General features: G+C 30.1%; 25 protein-coding genes and 1 pseudogene. 16 read left to right on the top strand and 10 right to left on the bottom strand.

Annotated features, from left to right (window positions below):
- Positions 1-30: 30 nt before the first annotated feature.
- The 4 genes from MJ_RS05350 to MJ_RS09495 all read left to right on the top strand — a co-directional run bounded on the left by MJ_RS05350 (position 31) and on the right by MJ_RS09495 (position 2,995).
- On the top strand, positions 31-699 hold the full coding sequence (locus tag MJ_RS05350; RefSeq protein ID WP_244409371.1) for a hypothetical protein: 669 nt from the start codon (positions 31-33) through the stop codon (positions 697-699).
- Positions 696-1,418, top strand: coding sequence for a uroporphyrinogen-III synthase (locus MJ_RS05345; protein WP_010870508.1), 723 nt, complete (start codon positions 696-698; stop codon positions 1,416-1,418). Before MJ_RS05350 ends, MJ_RS05345 begins: the two co-directional genes overlap by 4 nt.
- 4 nt (positions 1,419-1,422) lie before the next feature.
- A complete protein-coding gene (gene hypD / locus MJ_RS05340; protein WP_010870507.1) occupies positions 1,423-2,499 on the top strand; it encodes a hydrogenase formation protein HypD in 1,077 nt (358 codons plus the stop codon).
- 325 nt (positions 2,500-2,824) lie between these two features.
- The gene (locus MJ_RS09495) at positions 2,825-2,995 is read left to right on the top strand and encodes a multidrug effflux MFS transporter (protein WP_162484753.1); all 171 of its coding nucleotides are present in this window, start codon (positions 2,825-2,827) and stop codon (positions 2,993-2,995) included.
- A gap of 191 nt (positions 2,996-3,186) precedes the next feature.
- Here MJ_RS09495 and MJ_RS05335 read toward each other — a convergent pair whose 3' ends face one another.
- Positions 3,187-3,720, bottom strand: coding sequence for a hypothetical protein (locus MJ_RS05335; protein WP_010870506.1), 534 nt, complete (start codon positions 3,718-3,720; stop codon positions 3,187-3,189).
- Positions 3,721-4,143, bottom strand: a complete 423-nt coding sequence (locus MJ_RS05330; RefSeq protein ID WP_064496692.1) for a hypothetical protein — start codon at positions 4,141-4,143, stop codon at positions 3,721-3,723.
- 273 nt (positions 4,144-4,416) lie between these two features.
- Here MJ_RS05330 and MJ_RS05325 point away from each other — a divergent pair, with 273 nt between their 5' ends.
- Both MJ_RS05325 and MJ_RS05320 read left to right on the top strand, forming a co-directional pair.
- Positions 4,417-4,632, top strand: a complete 216-nt coding sequence (locus MJ_RS05325) for a sulfurtransferase TusA family protein (RefSeq protein ID WP_064496691.1) — start codon at positions 4,417-4,419, stop codon at positions 4,630-4,632.
- Positions 4,633-4,640: 8 nt separating this feature from the next.
- Positions 4,641-4,985, top strand: a complete 345-nt coding sequence (locus MJ_RS05320; protein ID WP_010870503.1) for a DsrE/DsrF/TusD sulfur relay family protein — start codon at positions 4,641-4,643, stop codon at positions 4,983-4,985.
- On the opposite strand, the gene MJ_RS05315 is transcribed toward MJ_RS05320, so the two are convergent.
- Together MJ_RS05315 and MJ_RS05310 are read right to left on the bottom strand one after the other, a co-directional pair.
- Complete coding sequence (locus MJ_RS05315) at positions 4,982-5,971, bottom strand: DHH family phosphoesterase (protein ID WP_010870502.1); 990 nt, start codon at positions 5,969-5,971, stop codon at positions 4,982-4,984. The genes MJ_RS05320 and MJ_RS05315 overlap by 4 nt on opposite strands.
- A gap of 110 nt (positions 5,972-6,081) precedes the next feature.
- On the bottom strand, positions 6,082-6,423 hold the full coding sequence (locus tag MJ_RS05310) for a prefoldin subunit beta (protein WP_064496690.1): 342 nt from the start codon (positions 6,421-6,423) through the stop codon (positions 6,082-6,084).
- 341 nt (positions 6,424-6,764) lie between these two features.
- On the opposite strand from MJ_RS05310, the gene MJ_RS05305 reads away from it, so the two are divergent.
- Both MJ_RS05305 and MJ_RS05300 read left to right on the top strand, forming a co-directional pair.
- Positions 6,765-6,962: a hypothetical protein gene (locus tag MJ_RS05305; RefSeq protein ID WP_064496689.1), complete on the top strand. Its 198-nt coding sequence runs from the start codon at positions 6,765-6,767 to the stop codon at positions 6,960-6,962.
- Positions 6,962-7,870, top strand: a complete 909-nt coding sequence (locus tag MJ_RS05300; RefSeq protein ID WP_244409369.1) for a DNA-methyltransferase — start codon at positions 6,962-6,964, stop codon at positions 7,868-7,870. Before MJ_RS05305 ends, MJ_RS05300 begins: the two co-directional genes overlap by 1 nt.
- Positions 7,871-7,876: 6 nt before the next feature.
- Here MJ_RS05300 and MJ_RS05295 read toward each other — a convergent pair whose 3' ends face one another.
- On the bottom strand, positions 7,877-8,533 hold the full coding sequence (locus MJ_RS05295; protein WP_064496688.1) for an MjaI family restriction endonuclease: 657 nt from the start codon (positions 8,531-8,533) through the stop codon (positions 7,877-7,879).
- Positions 8,534-8,679: 146 nt separating this feature from the next.
- Between MJ_RS05295 and MJ_RS05290 the strand changes: the two genes are divergently transcribed.
- The 5 genes from MJ_RS05290 to MJ_RS05270 all read left to right on the top strand — a co-directional run bounded on the left by MJ_RS05290 (position 8,680) and on the right by MJ_RS05270 (position 12,616).
- Positions 8,680-9,264 carry a 50S ribosomal protein L15e gene (locus MJ_RS05290; protein ID WP_010870497.1) on the top strand — a complete coding sequence of 195 codons (585 nt, stop codon included), beginning with the start codon at positions 8,680-8,682 and terminating at the stop codon, positions 9,262-9,264.
- A gap of 119 nt (positions 9,265-9,383) precedes the next feature.
- Positions 9,384-10,052 (top strand): 30S ribosomal protein S2, encoded by a 669-nt coding sequence (gene rpsB, locus MJ_RS05285; protein ID WP_010870496.1) that lies wholly within the window; start codon positions 9,384-9,386, stop codon positions 10,050-10,052.
- A gap of 33 nt (positions 10,053-10,085) precedes the next feature.
- Positions 10,086-10,694, top strand: coding sequence for an HVO_0476 family zinc finger protein (locus tag MJ_RS05280; RefSeq protein WP_064496687.1), 609 nt, complete (start codon positions 10,086-10,088; stop codon positions 10,692-10,694).
- 37 nt (positions 10,695-10,731) lie between these two features.
- Complete coding sequence (locus MJ_RS05275) at positions 10,732-11,400, top strand: 30S ribosomal protein S3ae (RefSeq protein WP_010870494.1); 669 nt, start codon at positions 10,732-10,734, stop codon at positions 11,398-11,400.
- 622 nt (positions 11,401-12,022) lie between these two features.
- Positions 12,023-12,616, top strand: coding sequence for a hypothetical protein (locus tag MJ_RS05270; protein WP_010870493.1), 594 nt, complete (start codon positions 12,023-12,025; stop codon positions 12,614-12,616).
- A 24-nt stretch (positions 12,617-12,640) separates the two neighbouring features.
- On the opposite strand, the pseudogene MJ_RS05265 reads toward MJ_RS05270, so the two are convergent.
- From MJ_RS05265 to MJ_RS05255, 3 genes and pseudogenes are all read right to left on the bottom strand, one after another.
- A pseudogene (locus tag MJ_RS05265) lies at positions 12,641-13,308 on the bottom strand (CRISPR-associated endonuclease Cas6).
- A gap of 20 nt (positions 13,309-13,328) precedes the next feature.
- A complete protein-coding gene (gene recJ, locus MJ_RS05260; protein ID WP_010870491.1) occupies positions 13,329-14,738 on the bottom strand; it encodes a single-stranded-DNA-specific exonuclease RecJ in 1,410 nt (469 codons plus the stop codon).
- 30 nt (positions 14,739-14,768) lie between these two features.
- Positions 14,769-15,869 (bottom strand): hypothetical protein, encoded by a 1,101-nt coding sequence (locus MJ_RS05255; RefSeq protein WP_010870490.1) that lies wholly within the window; start codon positions 15,867-15,869, stop codon positions 14,769-14,771.
- A 109-nt stretch (positions 15,870-15,978) separates the two neighbouring features.
- Between MJ_RS05255 and MJ_RS05250 the strand changes: the two genes are divergently transcribed.
- Genes MJ_RS05250 through MJ_RS05240 form a run of 3 tightly spaced genes read left to right on the top strand, consistent with a single transcriptional unit; the run spans position 15,979 to position 17,839 of the window.
- The gene (locus tag MJ_RS05250) at positions 15,979-16,173 is read left to right on the top strand and encodes an antitoxin family protein (protein ID WP_064496686.1); all 195 of its coding nucleotides are present in this window, start codon (positions 15,979-15,981) and stop codon (positions 16,171-16,173) included.
- Positions 16,160-16,594, top strand: coding sequence for a type II toxin-antitoxin system VapC family toxin (locus MJ_RS05245; protein ID WP_064496685.1), 435 nt, complete (start codon positions 16,160-16,162; stop codon positions 16,592-16,594). Before MJ_RS05250 ends, MJ_RS05245 begins: the two co-directional genes overlap by 14 nt.
- 9 nt (positions 16,595-16,603) lie before the next feature.
- Positions 16,604-17,839: a phosphoadenosine phosphosulfate reductase domain-containing protein gene (locus MJ_RS05240; protein ID WP_010870487.1), complete on the top strand. Its 1,236-nt coding sequence runs from the start codon at positions 16,604-16,606 to the stop codon at positions 17,837-17,839.
- Position 17,840: 1 nt separating this feature from the next.
- Here the strand turns inward: MJ_RS05240 and MJ_RS05235 are convergent, their stop codons facing one another.
- The gene (locus MJ_RS05235; protein WP_064496684.1) at positions 17,841-18,479 is read right to left on the bottom strand and encodes an NAAT family transporter; all 639 of its coding nucleotides are present in this window, start codon (positions 18,477-18,479) and stop codon (positions 17,841-17,843) included.
- Between the two features lie 5 nt (positions 18,480-18,484).
- Positions 18,485-19,576 (bottom strand): site-2 protease family protein, encoded by a 1,092-nt coding sequence (locus MJ_RS05230; protein ID WP_064496683.1) that lies wholly within the window; start codon positions 19,574-19,576, stop codon positions 18,485-18,487.
- Positions 19,577-19,620: the final 44 nt, after the last annotated feature.

Here is a 19,620-nt window from a genome sequence, read left to right as displayed (position 1 = left end):
AACTATTATTATAAGATGTATGGTGATTATATGAAGTATATGAAAAAGATAGTGTTGTTTTTGATAATAAATATACTGCCTATACTCATCTTAGGTTTATATTTATATGCAAATATAGGAGGAGCTGAGGATGTTAAGGAGGTTATAGAAAATTCACCATTTAAAGAATTCACTTATATAGACCATAAAACCCTTATGATGCTCAAAAATGATGTTAATCTCAAAAACATGCCAGAATTCTATAAAGAGTCAATAATTTTAATTAATGGGATTTATATTGGAAATCATGGGAGTTTTGGTATAAAAATACCACTTGGATTTTTAATTAAATACATTCCAATTGATAATTTTAAGTATTATAATGGAGTTTTGATAAAAAATCTAAATGAAGATGATTTAGGAAAAGCTGAGATGAATGATTTAGTTAATACAATCCCTCCGAACTATAAGGATGTTCTTATATATAGGGAGAACTATACAATTGGCATATATTATGACCTAAATTCAAATAAAACATATTTGATAGAGGTATTTAGAAAACCAAATAATCAAGAAATTGATACTGAAAAACTTAGAAATGAATTGTTGCAAAAAACAAATGCAGTTGATTGTAATGTAGTTGATATGGGGGACAAAGTTTATGTTTATTTGGAGTTTAATGGGATAGATTTAAATTTAATAAATAACGGGATAACATGAAAGTTGTGATAACGAGACCTAAGGAAAGGGCTGATGTTTTTGCCAGTTTATTAAAAAAAGAAGGGTTTGAACCAATAATATTTCCAACATTGGAGATTGTATATAATAAAGATTTAGATGTTAATTTAGACAGCTATGATTGGATAGCTTTTACCTCACCAAGTGGTGTTATTGGACTATACAATATACTAACTGAAAATGAAAGAGAAAATGTAAAAAATAAAAAAATTGCAGTTATTGGAGAAAAAACAGCAAAAACTTTTAAAAAATATTTTGGTAGGGACCCAGATATAATGCCTAATGAATACACTGCAGAGTCCCTCCTAAGAGAGATTAAAAAAGTTTCTAAAGAGGAGGAAAAATTTTTAATCCCAACAACACCATCAACAAGAGACGTTTTAAAGAATAACTTAAATGCTGATTTGTTATTTGTGTATAAATCAGCAGAGCCAGAAAACTTAAAAGAGGATATTAAAAAACTAAAAGAGTTAATAGCAAAAGATAAATTTATTCTAACATTTACAAGTGGATTAACAGCTAAGAATTTTTTTAAGTATGTGGATGATGAGTTTGCTGAAATTATAAAAGATAACTACATAGTCGCCATTGGTCCTATAACTGCCAAAGTTATTGAAAAATTTGGTTTTAAACCATTAATTCCTAAAGTATATACGATTGAAGGGATGTTAGAAGTTATTAGAACATTAAAGGAGAGGTAGGAAAATGATTAATATCAATGATAGAGCCTTAATAAAAAAAGCCATAGATAAGATAAACAAACTTGCTGAGAAGATAGATAAATTAAAGATTATGCACGTCTGTGGAAGTCATGAGCACACAATCTGTAAGTATGGGATTAGGGATGTTCTGCCAGAGAATATAACCGTTGTTCCAGGGCCGGGTTGTCCAGTTTGTGTAACAACTCAAAAAGAGATAGATACAGCCATATATTTAGCTGACAATGGATATGTAATAACCACTCTTGGAGATATGTATAGAGTGCCGGGAAGTGAAAAATCTTTGATGGAAAAGCAATCTGAGGGTTGTGATGTTAGAATTGTCTATAGTATAAGTGAAGCAGTAAAGATGGCTAAGAAGGAGAGAGATAAGAAGTTTGTTTTTGTGGCAATAGGTTTTGAAACCACTGCTCCAACTACTGGGGCTGAACTAATAAGTTTAAAAAATAAAGATGTTAATAACTTCTTTATCCTAAATTGCCACAGGCAGACTCCTCCAGTTATGGAGTTCTTGTTAAATGAGGGAGTTTATTTAGATGCATTTATATGCCCAGGACATGTTTCAACAATCACCGGATTAAAGCCTTATTATGGGTTGTGTGAAAAATACAAAGCTCCAATGGTTGTTGCTGGCTTTGAGCCAATAGATGTGTTAATGGCTATAATAATGATTTTAAAGCAAGTCATCAGTGGAGAGGCAAAGGTTGAAAATGAATATATTAGAGCAGTTAAGCCAGAAGGTAATGTTTTAGCTCAAAAAATAATAAATGAAGTTTTTGAAAGCATAGATGTTCCTTGGAGAGGTTTCCCAGTTGTTAAAAATGGTGGTTTTGGATTGAGGGAGAAGTATAAGAAATTTGACATCTATGAGCATGAGGATATTCCAGAGATTAAAGAGAAAATTCCTAAAGGTTGTATATGTGATAAGATTTTGAGAGGAGAGAAACTGCCAACTGACTGCCCATTGTTTGGAACGGTTTGCACTCCATTAAATCCAGTTGGTAGTTGTATGGTTTCAGATGAGGGAACGTGTAGGATATTTTATAAGTATAGGAGGATTTAAAACAAATTTTTTCTATTTTTAGGATTTTACTCATTAAAGTTAGCTTCATACTCTTTTATATACATTTTTATACAAATTCAAATTTGTCATGATTTATCATTATAGATTAAAACCAATCTGTCATTATTTTTCATTAAAAACATTTATCATGATTGTTCATGAGCAAAAAAGCATATATATGACTTTTTTCAATGATATAAGTGAATAGGACTTTCGCAGTTTATATATTAAGTTTGGAACTTAGACACCCAAAGGGTGTCTATATACAATAAAACTTTATTTCCTGCGAAAGTCCTATTAAAACAACAATAGGTAGGGTGAGAATATGGAAGTGAAGTTACAACACATACATGTAAATGATGGGGAATTTGAAGAATTAGAAAGCATAAAAAGAGATTTAACAAGGCCATATACTGGAAGTGAATTAACAAAAATCATGGGATACATATTAGCTGGGTTGATTATAATATCTGCAATTGCACCTATTTTGTTTTAAACTAACGAAATTTACAGAATAAAAAAAGAGTAGTTTGGACTATTTTTATGGATAAAATTGTCATGATTTATCATAATAAACAGAATTAACGAATTTTTTCCGAACAATTTATGGTTTATAAAATTTAACCTCATAAGTAATCTCTTTTGTTTTTACTAACCAATCTGGTTTTGTATTTTTTTCTGTCATAATTATCTTCGTCTATACATAATGTTAATGACTTCGTTATAAGTTGGTAGGTTATCTTTATCCTTAAAATATTCAAGAACATTTTTTAATCCAACAATTTTGGTTTTACTTTTTGGTTTTTGATAAGAGAGGTTAGTTATTGTTTGCTCTATAATTTCTATATCTATCTCAGCTTCAATGACTTTAGTAAATGATATGGAAACATCAACATCATAATCACACATATTTCTTAATTTCCTTAAATCTTCAAGAGCTTCAGCCAAAGTTATTAAATCATTCTTCAAATTATCTACTCTAATTTTATCAGATAAAGTTCTGAAATATGCTGGTAATGCTTTATGTGCCTTTCCACTATTTAAAAGTTCATAAATCCCATCTTCTCTATCTTGCTCAATCTCTTTAACAATCTCTCTAAGTTTTAAAAAGATACAATAGTAGTATCTCCCAATAGCAGTTCGGTATTTTCCTTCATTTGGTAGAGATTTGAAAGTTGGTAGCTTTTCAGCTATTTCTTTAAATTCATCAATATTAAACACTTACAACACCTCCAAGTCAGAGGTAACAATTAAAAATCCACGCATATCTGGGTATTTCTCATCAACTTTTCTCCAAGCATCAAATATAATCTCCTTTAGCTTTCTTATAATAACTTTTATATCCTTTAACTCCCTTTTATCCAATTTCTTCTTAAAAACTATCTCCACAACTACCTTATCATCAATTCCATCATAATCTAAAACAATCTCAAATTCCTCATCAGAATATTTTTTCTTTAAATAATCTTCAACAAATTCAGCTATTTTGTAAATTTTCATCTTTAAATCTTCATCTTTAACAAATAGTTTAAAATTCTCAGTTTTCTTGTATTTTTCCTCCAATTCAAGCTTTTTAATAGCCTCTTCAATCTTTTTCTTTGAAATATTGGAAGGAACTTTTAGAGTTATAGTTTTAGTTGGCATAATTATCACCAAATTAAAAATCTCCTCTCAAACTAATAAAACTTAATTGTTTCTAAATGTATAAATAGCTTCCTCTTTTAAAAATTCAGAAGACTATTCTTCTAAACATTTAGGGTAGTAAAAGACAAACGCAAGAAACTATAAAATTAAATAAAAAGCTTATAAAAATAGCCATTAAAAACTCTAATAACCAACTAAGCAATTAAACTTTTTTCAGATTAATTTTTTATACTTTTTAAACCTACTTTTATTAAAAATCTCATGGTGATAGCTATGAAAAAACTTGATGTTACTGGAGACATCTGCCCAGTTCCAGTTTTAAAGACAAAAAAGGCTTTAGAAGAATTGAATGAAGGAGAAGAGTTAGAGGTTGTAGGGGACTACAAACCAGCATTAGAAAACATAAAAAGATTTGCTGAAAATAACGGCTATACAGTTGTTTTAGCTGAAGAAACAGAGAGTAGATTTAGAATAGTCATCAAAAAATAGGTGAAATAATGAAATTCACCGTAATCATTACAGAAGCTCCTTATGGAAAGGAGAGGGCTTACTCTGCCTTAAGATTTGCATTAACAGCTTTATTAGAAGGGATTGAAGTAAATATCTTCTTACTTGAGAATGGTGTCTATGTTGCTAAAAAGGAACAAAACCCTTCAGAAGTTCCAAACTACTTAGAGCTATTAAAGAATGCCATTGAGTTGGGAGCAGTTGTTAAAGTTTGCGGTCCTTGCTGTAAGGCAAGAGGTTTAAAAGAGGAGGATTTAATTGAAGGAGCTAAGTTAGCTACAATGCACGACTTAATCGCCTTTGTTAAAGAGAGTGATAATGTTGTTACATTCTAATTTTGTTTTGCTTTTTTATATTCCTCAACAAACCTCTTATAGCAGAGGTTTAATACCTCTTTTATAACCTTCTCTTTGCTCTTACTCTTATCATAAGGAGCATTTAGTCCACCAGCCTCACTATGCCCTCCTCCACTTCCTCCAAGTTCTTTTCCAATCTTCTCCATCAAATTGCCTAAATGCACATACTTAGAAACATGCTTTCTACATCTTGCACTGACTCTTATTTCTTTTTCTTTCTTCCTAACAGCTACAACAAAGGCAACATCTGCTCCTATGCTTACAATAGTCTTTGCACAAGATGCCTCATGAGAACTAACATGAGATAATGCTATTCTCAACTTATCGAATTCCCTAATTTCCATTCTACTACATGCCTTTAAATGGGCTGTTCTCTTACTAACGTCACTCTCTTGAGATAAAAGGTAGAGAATCTTCTGAAAGCTTATGTCCTTTATCAAATAGCTTATCAACTCAAACGTTTTTGAATTAGCTAACTTTAAATGTTTTGTATCATAAACTATTCCACACAATAAAGCAATTCTAACATTTTTTGGTGGAAAGATATTTAGCTCTTTAAAAATCTCTGCTATAATCTCAGATGTTGATGGGTAATCCTCCTTAATTATATAGTATTTACATATATCAGCTAAATCTGTCTTCTTATGATGGTCTATTAAAATAACCTCTCTCTCCTTCAGCTCATCAAAATTAACCTTTAACTGATTAATTGATGCAGTATCAACTATAAAAACTGTTTCTGGGAGTTTAGGATAAATCTCAATATCAACCCTCTCCCCTATCTCATTTAAAATATTTCTTGAGAGTTTGCTGACAGAATCTGCTGAAATTCTAAACTTTCCATTTGGATTTAATTGAGATGCCAAGTATTTTAAAGCTACACAACTTCCAACTGCATCGGGGTCTGCATTGTGATGACATAAAAAAAGAACCTCATCCCTCTTTAAATATTCCAATAACTCCATTTTTGCTCACCACAAATAAAATTAAAACAATCATAATTTAAAGCTTAAAACTTCTAAAAATAATAAAGCTAAAAAATTAAAATAACAAACAAAAATAAGATAGGATTAATTTATTGTGCTGTAGGTATCATTTTTTGAATCTTTTCTTGAAGTTCTTTTAATCTTGACTGTAATTTTTCTTCTTGCTTCTCTAATGTTTTTACTCTCAACTCTAATGTTTCGACTTTCTCTTCGAGTTCTTTTTTGACATCTTCCTTTTTTCTTTTAACAAACAATCCACCAACTAATTTATAAACTTCATCACTTGAAGATTTTTCCAACTCTTCTAATGCCTTTTTACATTCTTTTAATTCTGTCTCAACACTCTGCTTCTGCATTAAAATCATTTGTAGTTGTTGCTGTAATTGCTGTAACTGCATCAATTGAGCTTGAATTTGTGGTGGTAATTCCATAACAGTCACCTCAAGTTAAGCTTTATAGTTTTTTGCAAAACATTTTGGAATAATAAGACATTATAATGAACGCCTTCAATAAAAGGCGTTCAATTTTCCTTTATTAATTTTAATCACTTTTGCAAAAAACTATATATTGCTGATAGTAAAATAACTACCAATAATATAAAAATCTTTTCCTCCTTAGATAAGCAGAATTTTTATTCGTAGTATCTAAACTTCATTGTTATGCAATTTACAGTCATTTTTGATTTTTTAGTTAAAAATTATAGTGTCTTAGATAATAATCACACAAACTTTAAATAATATTGTGTTTAATATGTGTTTTAGGTGAGTACATTATGACACAAAGAGAAAAAGATAATAATATAAAAAGAGTTCAAGTTACATTCACTAAGAGTCAGTGGGAATTAATTGAAAATTTTAGAGGAATTTTAGGACAAACTGATGCTGAAATTGTGAGAACCATTGTTTTAACATGGCTGTCTGAAAAATCAATTATATCAACCACCATAAAGAAAGAAATAGGGGATAAATGATGAGTATTGATATAACAACTAATCACAAAATAATCTTTGGAGATGCAAGAAAAATGGATGAAATTGAGGATGAAAGTGTGCATTTAGTTGTTACATCACCTCCATATCCAATGATAGAAATGTGGGATGAATTATTCAAAATGTTAAATCTAGAAATAAATAAGCGTTGGATGGAGATGGAAAATGAAGAAGATGAAGAGAAAAAAGAAAAATTAATCATGCAAATATATAATTTAATGCATCAAACATTATATCCAGTTTGGGAAGAAGTCTATAGAGTTTTAGTTCCAGGAGGAATTGCATGCATCAACATAGGAGACGCTACAAGAAAAATAAACGGAGTTTTTAGACTATTTCCAAATCATTCTAAGATTATAGAAAACTTTGAAAAGATTGGATTCGTTACTCTCCCATATATACTATGGAAGAAACCCTCAAACAAGCCAAATGCATTCTTAGGTTCTGGATTTCTTCCTCCAAATGCTTATGTAACCTTAGATGTTGAGTATATATTAATATTTAGGAAAGGAAAACCAAGAAAGTTTAAACCAAAAGACCCGTTAAGATATGCAAGTGCATACACTAAGGAGGAGAGAGACAGATGGTTCTCTCAAATTTGGGAGATTGTTGGAGATAAGCAAACACATCCAAAAATAGAGAGAAGAACGGCATCATTTCCAGAAGAGATTCCAAGAAGATTAATAAGGATGTTTTCTATAATTGGAGACACCGTCTTAGACCCTTTCTTAGGGACTGGAACAACAGTAAAAGCGGCTATTGAATTAAAAAGAAACTCTATTGGATATGAAATTGATAAATCCCTAAAGCCAATAATTGAAGAAAAAATTGGAATTAAGCAAAAAAGAATAGGAATGGATTTTAATGTAGAATTTATTAATCGTGGTTAATGATAATTACTTCGTATTTTCAACTAAATCCAATAAATCGGAGTAATCAACAATAATTTTATTTTTCTTCTTTTCATAAATAATTAAATGCCCTTTAAGTTCTTCAGACAAGTGTTTTTCCTGATTGACATAAGTTTTAGATTTAATTGATACAGGAATTTCTTTATCATCAATAATAATTACTCCATCAATACCTTTAGATTCTTCTTCTATAGTAGAAGGGCGATAATTTCCACCAAGTTCCTCTGCAACTTTTTTCAAAATAGCATCCTGCAACATCAGCCCTTCATAAGTTTTTATAAGAACTAAATCCTCAACCCACTTTCTTACATCATCTCTTTCCAACTGTTCTAAGGTTTCTTTAAAATTATTAAGCATGTTCCAAATTTTTTCAGTAGCTTCATCAATCGCATTAGGATATTTTTGCAAATACCACTTCTTCCAATCTTCAAATGTTCTACCTCCAGTTTTTCTGAATTCTTTAATTAACTCACTCATCTGACCAACGACTTTTGGACGTGTGCCTTGTGAAAATATATTTGCAAGATTGATAAGTTGAGAGGCATATTTTGGCAGTTCAGGTTTTGAAGGTAGCTCTAAGATTTCTCTTTCTTCTTCAAACGTAATTTCTATAATTCCCTTTTTATCTTCCAATTTTTTCATAAGTTTCACCACAATCTACTTGTGATTACAACTTTTCAAATAACCGTTAAATTAATATAATAGTTGTCTATAGTTATTTACTCTAAAGCTTTGATATTATAAAAGGGGATGTGGCGGCAATGCTGAACCCATAGAAGAGGGATAAAATGGGAATCTACAAGTATATAAGAGAAGCATGGAAAAGACCAAAAGAGAGTTACGTTAGACAGCTATTATGGGAAAGATTACAGCAGTGGAGAAGAGAACCAGCAGTTGTAAGAATTGAGAGACCAACAAGGTTAGACAGAGCAAGAGCATTAGGATACAAACCAAAACAAGGAATAATTGTTGTCAGAGTAAGAGTTAGAAGAGGAGGTTTAAGAAAACCAAGACCAAAGAACTCAAAGAAGCCAGCTACACTTGGGGTTAACAAGATAACAATGGGTAAATCAATTCAAAGAATTGCTGAAGAGAGAGCAGCAAGAAAATATCCAAACATGGAAGTTTTAAACAGCTACTGGGTTGGAGAAGATGGAAAACACAAGTGGTATGAGGTTATATTAGTTGACCCATACCACCCAGCTATTAAAGCTGATCCTCAACTCAACTGGTTATGCACTGGAAAACACAGAGGAAGAGCATTCAGAGGTTTAACATCAGCTGGTAAGAAGGGTAGAGGTTTAAGAAACAAAGGAATAGGAGCTGAGAAGGTTAGACCAAGTATAAGAGCTCATGGAAGAAGAGGTAAGTAAATTGATAAAATTTATATACTCCCTTATACTTATTTCTATCCTTTAGGGGAAACAACCACTAATTTTTAAATCCCCGACAATATTCAAAAAGATAACAACTATTTTTAAAGGTGGAAAATATGAGTGAGAAGGAATTGTTAGTACCATTAGACACATACTTGGCTTCAGGTATCCATATAGGGACTCAGCAAAAGACAAAAGACATGGAGAAATTTATTTACAGAGTAAGAAGTGATGGATTGTATGTTTTAGATGTTAGAAAGACTGATGAGAGATTAAGAATAGCTGCTAAATTCTTAGCAAGATACGAACCAGAGGATATATTAGCTGTTTCAAGAAGAATCTACACAATGGGACCGTTAGAAGAGTTTGGAAAATACACTGGAATTAGAACAGTTGCAGGAAGATTTGTCCCTGGAACATTAACAAACCCTGCATACAAAGGGTTTATGGAGCCAGAAGTTGTATTTATCAGTGACCCAAGAGTTGATAGACAGGCATTGAAAGAGGCAACAGAAATTGGAGTTCCAATAGTTGGTTTATGTGATACAGAGCACTTAACATCGTTCATCGACTTAGTTATACCAACAAACAACAAGGGTAAGAAAGCAGTTGCTTTAATCTACTACTTATTAACAAGAGAGTATCTCAAAAACAGAGGAGTTATAACTGACGATACAAAATTACCATTCACTTATGAAGAGTTTTTAGAAAAGGCAGCAAATCCAAAATACAGAATTATAATTCAACCAAAAGACAAGAGAAGAAGAAGGAGAAGAAGAAAATAAATAAATAAACAAAATACTTAGAGGTTTTTGGAGATGACTGAAAAAATATATCTTAAGTGTGAGAATTGTGGGTTTGAAGAGCAGGAAGTATTAAAGAAAAAAATTTATAACAAATCTGCATATTACTTAGTTAGATGTCCAAACTGTGGATCTGTAAGGGAGATTGTTGATAAGGTTAAATTAAGCCAGGCAAAGTTAATTATAAGCAGATACGATATTTCAGAATCTAAGGTAATCAATATCCCTGAAGATGAAACTTACAAAGTTGGAGACACAATTGAAATTGATGGAGAGAAAATTGAGATAACAAAAATTGAAACACCTGAATCAGTTAAATCTGCCTTAGGTGAAGATATTAAAGTTATTTGGGGAAAATCTTTATCCATTCCCAAAAAATTAGGAATATCAATAAATGATAGAAGTAAAACTTATGGTATATACATCTATGTCCCAAATGATTTTGAGTTTGAAGTAGAGAAAGTTTATAGGATAAACGATGGATTCTTTAGGTTAAAGAAGATAAAAACTGAAAAAGGAACTGCTAAAAAAGCAAAAGCTAAGGATATAAAAAGATTGTATGGGGATGTAACAAGACCTGTAAGAAACTATGTTGATTTATCTGAGTTCTATAAGGGTGAATAATTCCTAAAACCACAACTAAATTTTTTAAGGTGAAAAGATGGCTACTGCAAGAACTGCAAGGTCAAGAAGGAAAGTAAGAAAAGTGAGAGATAAATGGAAAGAGAAAGTATGGTATGAAATTTATGCTACACCAGAATTTGGAGGAGTATTTATTGGCTACACCCCAGCAAATGACCCAAGCTTAGTTTTAGGAAGAGTTGCTGAGACAAGCTTAAGAGATTTAACAGGAGACCCAACAAAACACATGCACAGAGTTTATTTCAAAATCTTTGGAGTTACAGGAAATAAGGCAATTGCTCAATATTATGGACATGATACAACAAGAGAATTTATGAAGTCACAAATCAGAAGAAGAAGAAGTAGAATTGACGCTATCCTTGATGTTAAAACCCAAGACGGCCATAAGATAAGAACAAAGGCAATGGTCTTAACAGCTTACAGAGCAAACACAAAACAAAAATCAGACATTAGAAAGAAGATGGAAGAGATTATAAAGGCAATGGCTAAAGAAAAGACATTCCCACAGTATGTTCAGGCAATGTTGTTTGGAGAAATGGCTGAGAAGATAAAGAATGAATGTAAGAAGATATTCCCAATTAAAAACGTTATCATCTACAAATCAGAAGTTTTATCATTAGCTAAGAAAGAGGAAAATGAAGGATTTGTAAAAGAAGCTGAAGAAGAAACTGCTGAAGCTCAAGAATAAATAATTTTTACTATTTTTTAGTTTTTTAATATTGATATTCGATTTTTTAATTTTGTTTTCTTGCTTCCTACGAGCGTAGCGAGTAGGTTAAATAAACTCTTCGAGTTTGTAGCCGCATCTTTAGATGCGGGATTAAAAATCCAAAGGACTTTTAAGATTTTAAAGGTTTTAATAATCATACAGTAAGAAATTTGGATAAAAATAGAAAATTATATATGGGAGTTTGAGTATAATAAGAAAAAAGAGTAAGTGTTTATCGTTAGTCCATTAAAATAAGGATGGAAACATTGGGAGGACTGCAACAACTTCATCACAGTTATGTTCTTTTGTTTGAACTCTTAGTCCATTAAAACAAGGATAAAACCTATTTTTTTCCATATACTACCAAAAATTTTAACTTATAATTCTCAAAGAAGAATAAATCTTTTTTTAAACATTAATTTATTAATTCAAATATTCCAATATTTTTAACTAAACTAAAACCGTAAAGTATATATATATGAGTTTTGTAGTATTAGAGAAGTTCTACTTTACATTACTTAGATAAAGCATAAATTAATACATAAAAAGAGTATCATTTACCATATAATCTAAATTTAAAAAATTAAAGCGAGGTGAAAAAATGTTACCAAAGAAAATTGACTATATAAAAATAGCCCTCATTGTTGTAGGGATTATTGCTTTGTTTCTCCCATGGCTCACAATCTCTGCCTCTACGATAAACATAAAGACAGACGAAGGAATTCATTTATCTGTAAATCTCGCACCATTTAGAGTTTCATCAGATATTAAATCTGATACAAACAACATATTTGTAGAAATGATGATGCCATATGTCAAACAATACTTTGACATGGCTGTTAAAGAAAAAATGTCAACATTTATGATGATATTTGGTATAATTCCAATAATCCTCTACATTGCCTCAATATTCGTTGATAAAAAAGCGGTTGTAGTTGGAGCTGGAATAGCAGGAATTACCTGTGCTTCAATATTTGTTGTGTTATTCACAGTAGGGCTGAACTCATCAGATTCTGGATTAGCTCTTACAGGAGGTAAAGAAGTCACTCCAATAGATTTAATAACGGGAGTGGTCAATGAAAAATCCAGTTATCTCTCTAAGGATATTATAAAGATTCAGGTGGGGACAGGTTGGTATCTAACAATGATAATTGGCTTGGCGTTAATTGCATATCCTTTCATTAGGAAGGTTTAATTTTTAAATTTCCTCTATTTTTACTTACTCTTCAACTCTTATAACACTCCCAAAACCCTTGGAAACCTTTCTTCCAATTCCTAAATAATTAGGAATGTTAAAATTAACCAAAAACTCTCCCCAGAAGCCAATAAACTTATTTCCTTTATATTTAACAACAAAGTCTTCATATTCTAAAAGCCCTGCTTTTAACTTTTCTTCAACTGTATAATCTAAATACTTGCTCATAGATAAAATATTTCCAACTAAAATTTTCTCTAACAACTCTTTCTTTCCATCTTCATCTAACTCCTTATACTCCAAATAATTTTTCTCATTCAAAGCAATCCATGGAGATATAAACTTATACTTAATCATATTCTCAGCAACTCCAAATTCTTCAAACTTCACCTTTGCATAGCCATTAACAACCCTATAAACTTCTCCTTTTAAATTTAACTCTCTAATATTTAAAATAATCTCTCCCAAAATGTTTATCCCCTCTTTTATGCCAATTAAAACAGCATCTCCACCAATAATCTTATACTGTATTTTTGGATATGTATAGAGAAAACCATTCCGCTGTGGTTGTGTAATTCTACATAATCCTCTTTTCCAAATTTGTTTAAAATATAGCCCCTCAAAAATGGTGTTTGCGATTTTTTAAGTGGTTTATCTGTCTTTAAACGGCATATTAAAATTGGAATTTGCATAATATCCCCATAAAATATTTTTATCTCAAAGCAATCTCAAGGTATTTTATAAATTCTCTTTTATTATCTGGAATATATGCCCCACAGGCAAATTTATGCCCTCCCCCACTACCATTAACCTTTTCTGATGCATATTTTATTGCCTTGGCTAAATTCACATCCTCAGCAAAGCACAATAGCTTAGGACATCGTGCGGATACCTTATAGCCGTTTTCATCCTCTGTTATTGCAAATATCGGCTTCATCCAATCCACTTCTTCAATAGAATAACTCATTCCAGCAACAATCCCAACAATATTTGACATAATTTTATCTGTCTCAAAGTATTGGAATCTATCTTTTTGAATTATCTCAACGTCATTTTTCACATGCTCTAATGCCTCCCTTAAGTTATTTCTATGCTTTCTTAAGTTTGAGAGCATTTTTCTATAGTATTTATCCCTATCTCCCATTAACACATTTAAAGCTGTTTCATAATCTCCATATCTTGAACATGCGTTTATGCACGTTGAGAACTCCTCTAAATCTCTCAATGGAGATCCAAACTCTTCTCCTCTAAATTCATAAACCTCTCCAAATATAACCTTTGGAATGTAAGGTGTCCAGTGGTTTGGGACATAGTTTAGACATTTTATTAAAAGCTCATTTCCAATAATCCTTTTATGTTCAAAAGGAATTTCAGCTAATCTCATAGTTGGGTTTATTTCAATATCATACTTTTTATTTATGCTTTGGATGTATTTGATTATCTTTGAATCGTTATTTAATAAATCAGTTCTCACATCTGCCCAATATCTCATAGACACAAATAAAGGTCTTGTTTGCCTACCATACATCTGTAAATCTGTTTTTACTTTAACATCTCCATTCATAATTGCATCGCATAGTATTTTTCTATTCAAACCAATTAATTTTCCCTCAATGTTTTGAATATCACCAACAGCACCCAAAACAGCATATTTAGCCAAATCAATCCAATCATTGTTTATAGCTTTTGCAAATAAATATGAAACTCCAGCTCCGCAAATTTCAGCTCCGCTTTTTGCAATGGTTAGGGGGTTTATATGGATGATGGTTTTTGGAATCTTTATCTCCTCTGGTTGGTGGTGGTCTAAGATAATAATTTTGTCTCTCTTATCAGATAAGTTGAGTTCATCTAACTTCTCTTTAATCATCTTTAACTGCCCACTACCTAAGTCAGCAAAGATTATTAAATCATAGTCTTTAAATGGAATGTCATTTATTGTCTCTATAGTAATTTGCTTCAAAAACATGAAATCAGCATCCAAGTTTAATCTCTCAGCCAATTTTTGTAAAATAGCTCTTGATGTTAGCCCATCAGTATCTATATGGGTAACTATCAAAATTTTGTTGTTTTTGTTGTTTTGCAATACCTTAGCTCCTTTTTTCAATTCTACCCAATTTTCCATAGTTTCACTGTGTTTATTTCTTTAAATTATTTAAGAACTATCTGATTGAGTTAATTCATTAATTTTATTGTTTATAATATACTTTGCTTCATTTAGTTCATTTATTGCTTCAAAAATGTTATTTCCGGAAATCTTCCTACATGCTTCAGTAATTTTACTTTTTGCTTCTTCTAAATTGTTATTTTGAGTTCCATTTTCTGAAGTCCCTCCGAGTAATTTTATAACATTTTCAATGAGTTTTTTTATTTTTCTAAGTTTTTTCTTTAATTCTTCTTTTTTTGTATCATCTAATCTAATGTTTTTCAATATTTTTATGATATCATCGATATCATTAACAGTTCTCTCTAAACTCAACATTATTATTGTATTTTCAATATGTTTTTTTGCATTATAATAGACATCTATTATTACAAATATAAGTATAACAATCATTGCTACAATAAAACTTTCTGGGATATAAGAACATATTAGGTTTATTATATCATAAATGAAATAATTCATCAATGGTGGTATAAATGATATAAATAATACAACACCAATCACTTTGCGATATTCGTTTGAGTCTATTCTTCTATATATCCAATCTAATAAATCTAAAAAATAGATAATCACAACTATTATAAAAAATCCTGTCCCAAATAAAATAATTGTTTTACAACTATTAGCAAGATATCCAAGAGCAATCACTGAAATCATGTAAATTCCAATAAATATTGAAATAAATATTCTTCCAGTAGTGTCAATAACTTTATTAAAATTATCAAATTTAGAATATCTTTTGGGAATTATTTTTATATGCTCTTCTTTTAAAATATACCTTTCTAAATTAACAGTTAATATCATATTCCTAAAGAACCATTTTCCTCTTTCAATTATAACAATTATTCCAATAAGTGAAAGTAAAATATTTACCAAAGCCAGAAAAGCAATAATAATTTCAGTAGGAAAGTTCTGAAGGTTATTACTCAAATATCTACACAATATTCCAACAGCACCGTTTATCCCTACTAAAAACTGTAAATAAAACAACATATATGTCCAAAAAGAGTTCTCTGCCCTTTCAATATGGCTTCTGAATGTCTCATACATTTTTAGTTTTAAGTCATTTTTTGGATTTGAATCTTCACTCATAAATCCCCCACCTATATTTTCAAGTTCATAACCTAACTAAATAATCAAATAATAAAATTCCAAACTTATAAATAATTTTAATAGCATGAAATTTTAAATGGTGATTGTTATGGAAATTGTCGTTGATGCTATCTATGAGAAAGGAGTTTTAAAACTTAAAAAATCTATAAATCTTCCAGAGGGTTGTGAAGTTGAGATAAAGATAATCCCAAAAAAGATTTCAGAAAAAACCTTTGGAATCTTAAAACTTTCAGATAAAGAAATTAAAGAAATTCTTGAGGAGATTGAAAATGGAGGAGAATAAAATATTTTTTGATTCTAATATATTAATATATCACTTATGTGGTAAAGTTGAAGCTAAAAAACTAATTGAAAAAGTAGAGAATAAAGAAATCTGTGGATTTATAAATCCTATAGTAATATCAGAAGTTTTGTTCTTTTATATAAGGGCTACAACAAATAAAAGGCATTATGACATTAAAAAACATCCAGAGATTTTAAAATCGTTAGATTTAGATATAGTTTTTGAGCTTTTTTCAATTTTCCAAATATTAGATTTAAATAGTGAGATTGTTAAAATTTCAAGAGAAATTATTAAAAAATATTGTTTATTACCAAATGACGCATTAATCTGCTCAACATGTAAGTTTTATAAAATCAATAAAATATGTAGCTTTGACGATGATTTTAAAAGAGTAGATTTCTTAGAAATTATTGAAATTTAAAGTGATAAAATGGACGATAAATTTGCCTCTAAGTTTGAGATAGATGTTTTAAACAAACTGCTCAATAAAAACTTCTCCTATGATTTAGCAATTATTTTAAAGAAGATTGGTGGCTTAGATTACAGAAAAAAAGTTTTTATTAATGGAGAGTGTATAGGCATCTTAGAATTTGATTTAATTGATTTGGATTGGAAGTTTCATCCTTATGCCTCTTATTATTTAATAGAAGAACCAAAAATTAAAATAAAACCAACAAAGAGAAAGCTAAAAGGCAAAAAAGTGCCAGTTGATTTAATTGAAAATGCTGAAGAGCTAAAAGATATCAATGAGAATGATTATGTTGGTGTTGAAGTAGGAAATTATGTTGGCGTAGCAGTTAAAAAAGGAGATACAATAAAAATTAAGGACTTAACTTTAAAGAAAGAGCTTAGATTTGAAAAGATTGAAGATTATCTAAGAAAAAACAAAGATAGGATTGAAAAATTAGAGAAAAAATCCCTATCAATCATAAAAAAATACTATGAAATGTGTAAAAATAAGAATTATGCTATAAATACCTCTTTTAGTGGTGGGAAGGATTCTTCTGTCTCTACTTTATTAGCTAACAAAGTTATAGATGATTTAGAAGTCATCTTTATAGATACCGGCTTAGAATTTAAAGATACTATAGACTTTGTAAAAAAATTTGCTAAAAAGTATGATTTAAACTTAGTTGTTTTAAAAGGCAAAAACTTTTGGGAATATCTGGAAAAAGAAGGTATTCCTACAAAAGATTATAGATGGTGTAATAGTGTTTGCAAATTAGAGCCGTTAAAAGAGTATTTAAAGAAATATAAAAGAGTTTATACAATTGATGGCTCAAGGAGATATGAAAGCTTTACAAGAGAAAAATTAACTTATGAAAGAAAAAGTGGCTTTATTGAAAATCAGATAAACATCTTCCCAATATTGGATTGGAGAGGAACTGATGTCTGGAGCTGGATATATCTAAATGATGTTATCTATAATGAACTCTATGATAAAGGATTTGAAAGAATTGGTTGTTATATGTGTCCAGCTGCTTTAAATGCTGAATTTTTGAGAGTTAAAGAACTTTATCCAGAGTTGTTTAATAAATGGGTTGATGTTTTAAAAAGATTTGGTTATGATGAGGATGAGATTTTAAGAGGATTTTGGAGATGGAAAGAATTACCACCAAAAATGAAAGAATTAAAGAAAATATTAGAAAATAAAGAAAAAAAGTAATTTATTGAACGCTAATGCTATTATATAGCCCAACTATTCCAGTAAATATTATTTGCACTGAGATAGCTACTAATAGCAATCCCATAATTCTTACAAAGGCGTTAATGCCATAAATATTAACTCTTCTAATTATAAAGTCAGTTAATGATAAAATGATTCCAGAAACTAACATAGCTGATAATATAGAGAGAACAACAACCCCTTTCTCTAAGATACTCTGGGTTTTGCTAATCAAAATCATGGTTGTTGTTATAGCTCCAGGGCCAGAGATTAAAGGAATAGCCAATGGGACATAAACTATACTATCAATATCTTCAAGGTCTAATCTTTCATCTGGTTTGTGCTTTGTTTTTGGAATTTCTGCGTGAAGCATGTCCCAAGCTATTTTAAAGAGCAAAATTCCCCCAGCTACTCTAAACGCATCTATTGTAATCCCAAAATAGCCAAAAATATAATTCCCAAATAAAGCAAATAACAATAAAACTACCGTTGATGAGATTATAGCCTTTTTGATAATTCTAATTCTCTGTTCTTTTGGATAGGGATAGGTTAGAGAATGCACTATTGGAATTAAGCCAATTGGGTCTATTGTAATAAAAAGAGAAACAAATCCATAGATGTAGAAGTTAAGAATATCCATATATTTCACCACATTGAATATAAAATGCTCCCCAGAATAACCCACCAAACTAATAGTGTTATTGATCCTAAAGTTTTTTCATTTATAAATAATTCCAGTATTTGACCTACTTTAGAAATGAATCTATTTTTTCTCTCTTTTAATAATTCTGGGAAAGCATTCCATACGTGAAAACCATCCAAAGGCATAGCTGGGAGTAGGTTAAATAAAGCTAATAAAAAGTTAAACCAGTAAGTCCAATAGATAGTGTTTATAAATAATGCCGTGTTTTTTGTTGGAGAAACCATAATTCCAAGTTTTCCTTCATTAGAACTAACAATTTTATACGTCAGTATTTTATTATCCCTCAAAATTTTTATCTCATACTCTTTTTTTGGTTCTATAGTTTTGGCAAATTCTTTAAAGTCCTCTAATGAATTTATTTTTTTGCCGTTAATTTCGTAAATAATATCTCCTTTTTGTAAAAACTCTGATGCTGGTTCTTTAACATCAATAATTTTTAATTCTGTTGGTAGTGTATAGCTAAATGAAAGTAATGGAATTGATGTTAAAAATATTATTAAATTTGCTAATGGACCTGCTGAGGCTATAGCTCCTCTAATCTTTTTATCAGCTGTTTTAAATTCATCTCCTAATTCAACAAAAGCCCCCAATGGTAATCCTAATAATAATAAAATTCCTGAACTCTTAACTTTAATTCCAAAAGATTTGGCAAATATACCATGTGCTAATTCATGCACAGAAATTGCTATTAATAGAGCTATAATCCCTGGAATCCATGGAATAACATCTCCAAATAAAAATACTACTGGCTTTGCTGCTTCTTTTGGCAGAGTTCCAGACAACAGCCTTATACTCATATCTATGATATTAAGAAGCATAAAAAATCCAAGTATTACACATATTGGTATTGATATAATTCCTATTTTTTGCCAAATTTTATATTTTCCTAATTTTTCAATTGTTTTTAATCCCAATTTAGTCCTTAAAATTCCAAAAATTCCTCCATAAGTCTTTAAATTTATTGAATCTCTGATACTATATAAAATTATCCAGATAATTATAGCTACAATTAATATAACTTTAGATGTATCCATGTTCAATCCTCCAAATATTTTTAATATTTTTTATTTTCAATTAC

The sequence above is a fragment of the Methanocaldococcus jannaschii DSM 2661 genome, from assembly GCF_000091665.1.
Lineage (GTDB): Archaea > AGJL01 > Methanococci > Methanococcales > Methanocaldococcaceae > Methanocaldococcus > Methanocaldococcus jannaschii.
This window is presented reverse-complemented; position numbering and strand designations above follow the sequence as displayed.

Coding starts and splice junctions, on each gene's coding strand:
- MJ_RS05350 (WP_244409371.1), top strand. CDS start 31: ATGAAGTATATGAAAAAGATAGTGTTGTTTTTGATAATAAATATACTG.
- MJ_RS05345 (WP_010870508.1), top strand. CDS start 696: ATGAAAGTTGTGATAACGAGACCTAAGGAAAGGGCTGATGTTTTTGCC.
- hypD (WP_010870507.1), top strand. CDS start 1,423: ATGATTAATATCAATGATAGAGCCTTAATAAAAAAAGCCATAGATAAG.
- MJ_RS09495 (WP_162484753.1), top strand. CDS start 2,825: ATGGAAGTGAAGTTACAACACATACATGTAAATGATGGGGAATTTGAA.
- MJ_RS05330 (WP_064496692.1), bottom strand. CDS start 4,143: ATGCCAACTAAAACTATAACTCTAAAAGTTCCTTCCAATATTTCAAAG.
- MJ_RS05325 (WP_064496691.1), top strand. CDS start 4,417: ATGAAAAAACTTGATGTTACTGGAGACATCTGCCCAGTTCCAGTTTTA.
- MJ_RS05320 (WP_010870503.1), top strand. CDS start 4,641: ATGAAATTCACCGTAATCATTACAGAAGCTCCTTATGGAAAGGAGAGG.
- MJ_RS05315 (WP_010870502.1), bottom strand. CDS start 5,971: ATGGAGTTATTGGAATATTTAAAGAGGGATGAGGTTCTTTTTTTATGT.
- MJ_RS05310 (WP_064496690.1), bottom strand. CDS start 6,423: ATGGAATTACCACCACAAATTCAAGCTCAATTGATGCAGTTACAGCAA.
- MJ_RS05305 (WP_064496689.1), top strand. CDS start 6,765: ATGACACAAAGAGAAAAAGATAATAATATAAAAAGAGTTCAAGTTACA.
- MJ_RS05300 (WP_244409369.1), top strand. CDS start 6,962: ATGAGTATTGATATAACAACTAATCACAAAATAATCTTTGGAGATGCA.
- MJ_RS05295 (WP_064496688.1), bottom strand. CDS start 8,533: ATGAAAAAATTGGAAGATAAAAAGGGAATTATAGAAATTACGTTTGAA.
- MJ_RS05290 (WP_010870497.1), top strand. CDS start 8,680: ATGGGAATCTACAAGTATATAAGAGAAGCATGGAAAAGACCAAAAGAG.
- rpsB (WP_010870496.1), top strand. CDS start 9,384: ATGAGTGAGAAGGAATTGTTAGTACCATTAGACACATACTTGGCTTCA.
- MJ_RS05280 (WP_064496687.1), top strand. CDS start 10,086: ATGACTGAAAAAATATATCTTAAGTGTGAGAATTGTGGGTTTGAAGAG.
- MJ_RS05275 (WP_010870494.1), top strand. CDS start 10,732: ATGGCTACTGCAAGAACTGCAAGGTCAAGAAGGAAAGTAAGAAAAGTG.
- MJ_RS05270 (WP_010870493.1), top strand. CDS start 12,023: ATGTTACCAAAGAAAATTGACTATATAAAAATAGCCCTCATTGTTGTA.
- recJ (WP_010870491.1), bottom strand. CDS start 14,738: ATGGAAAATTGGGTAGAATTGAAAAAAGGAGCTAAGGTATTGCAAAAC.
- MJ_RS05255 (WP_010870490.1), bottom strand. CDS start 15,869: ATGAGTGAAGATTCAAATCCAAAAAATGACTTAAAACTAAAAATGTAT.
- MJ_RS05250 (WP_064496686.1), top strand. CDS start 15,979: ATGGAAATTGTCGTTGATGCTATCTATGAGAAAGGAGTTTTAAAACTT.
- MJ_RS05245 (WP_064496685.1), top strand. CDS start 16,160: ATGGAGGAGAATAAAATATTTTTTGATTCTAATATATTAATATATCAC.
- MJ_RS05240 (WP_010870487.1), top strand. CDS start 16,604: ATGGACGATAAATTTGCCTCTAAGTTTGAGATAGATGTTTTAAACAAA.
- MJ_RS05235 (WP_064496684.1), bottom strand. CDS start 18,479: ATGGATATTCTTAACTTCTACATCTATGGATTTGTTTCTCTTTTTATT.
- MJ_RS05230 (WP_064496683.1), bottom strand. CDS start 19,576: ATGGATACATCTAAAGTTATATTAATTGTAGCTATAATTATCTGGATA.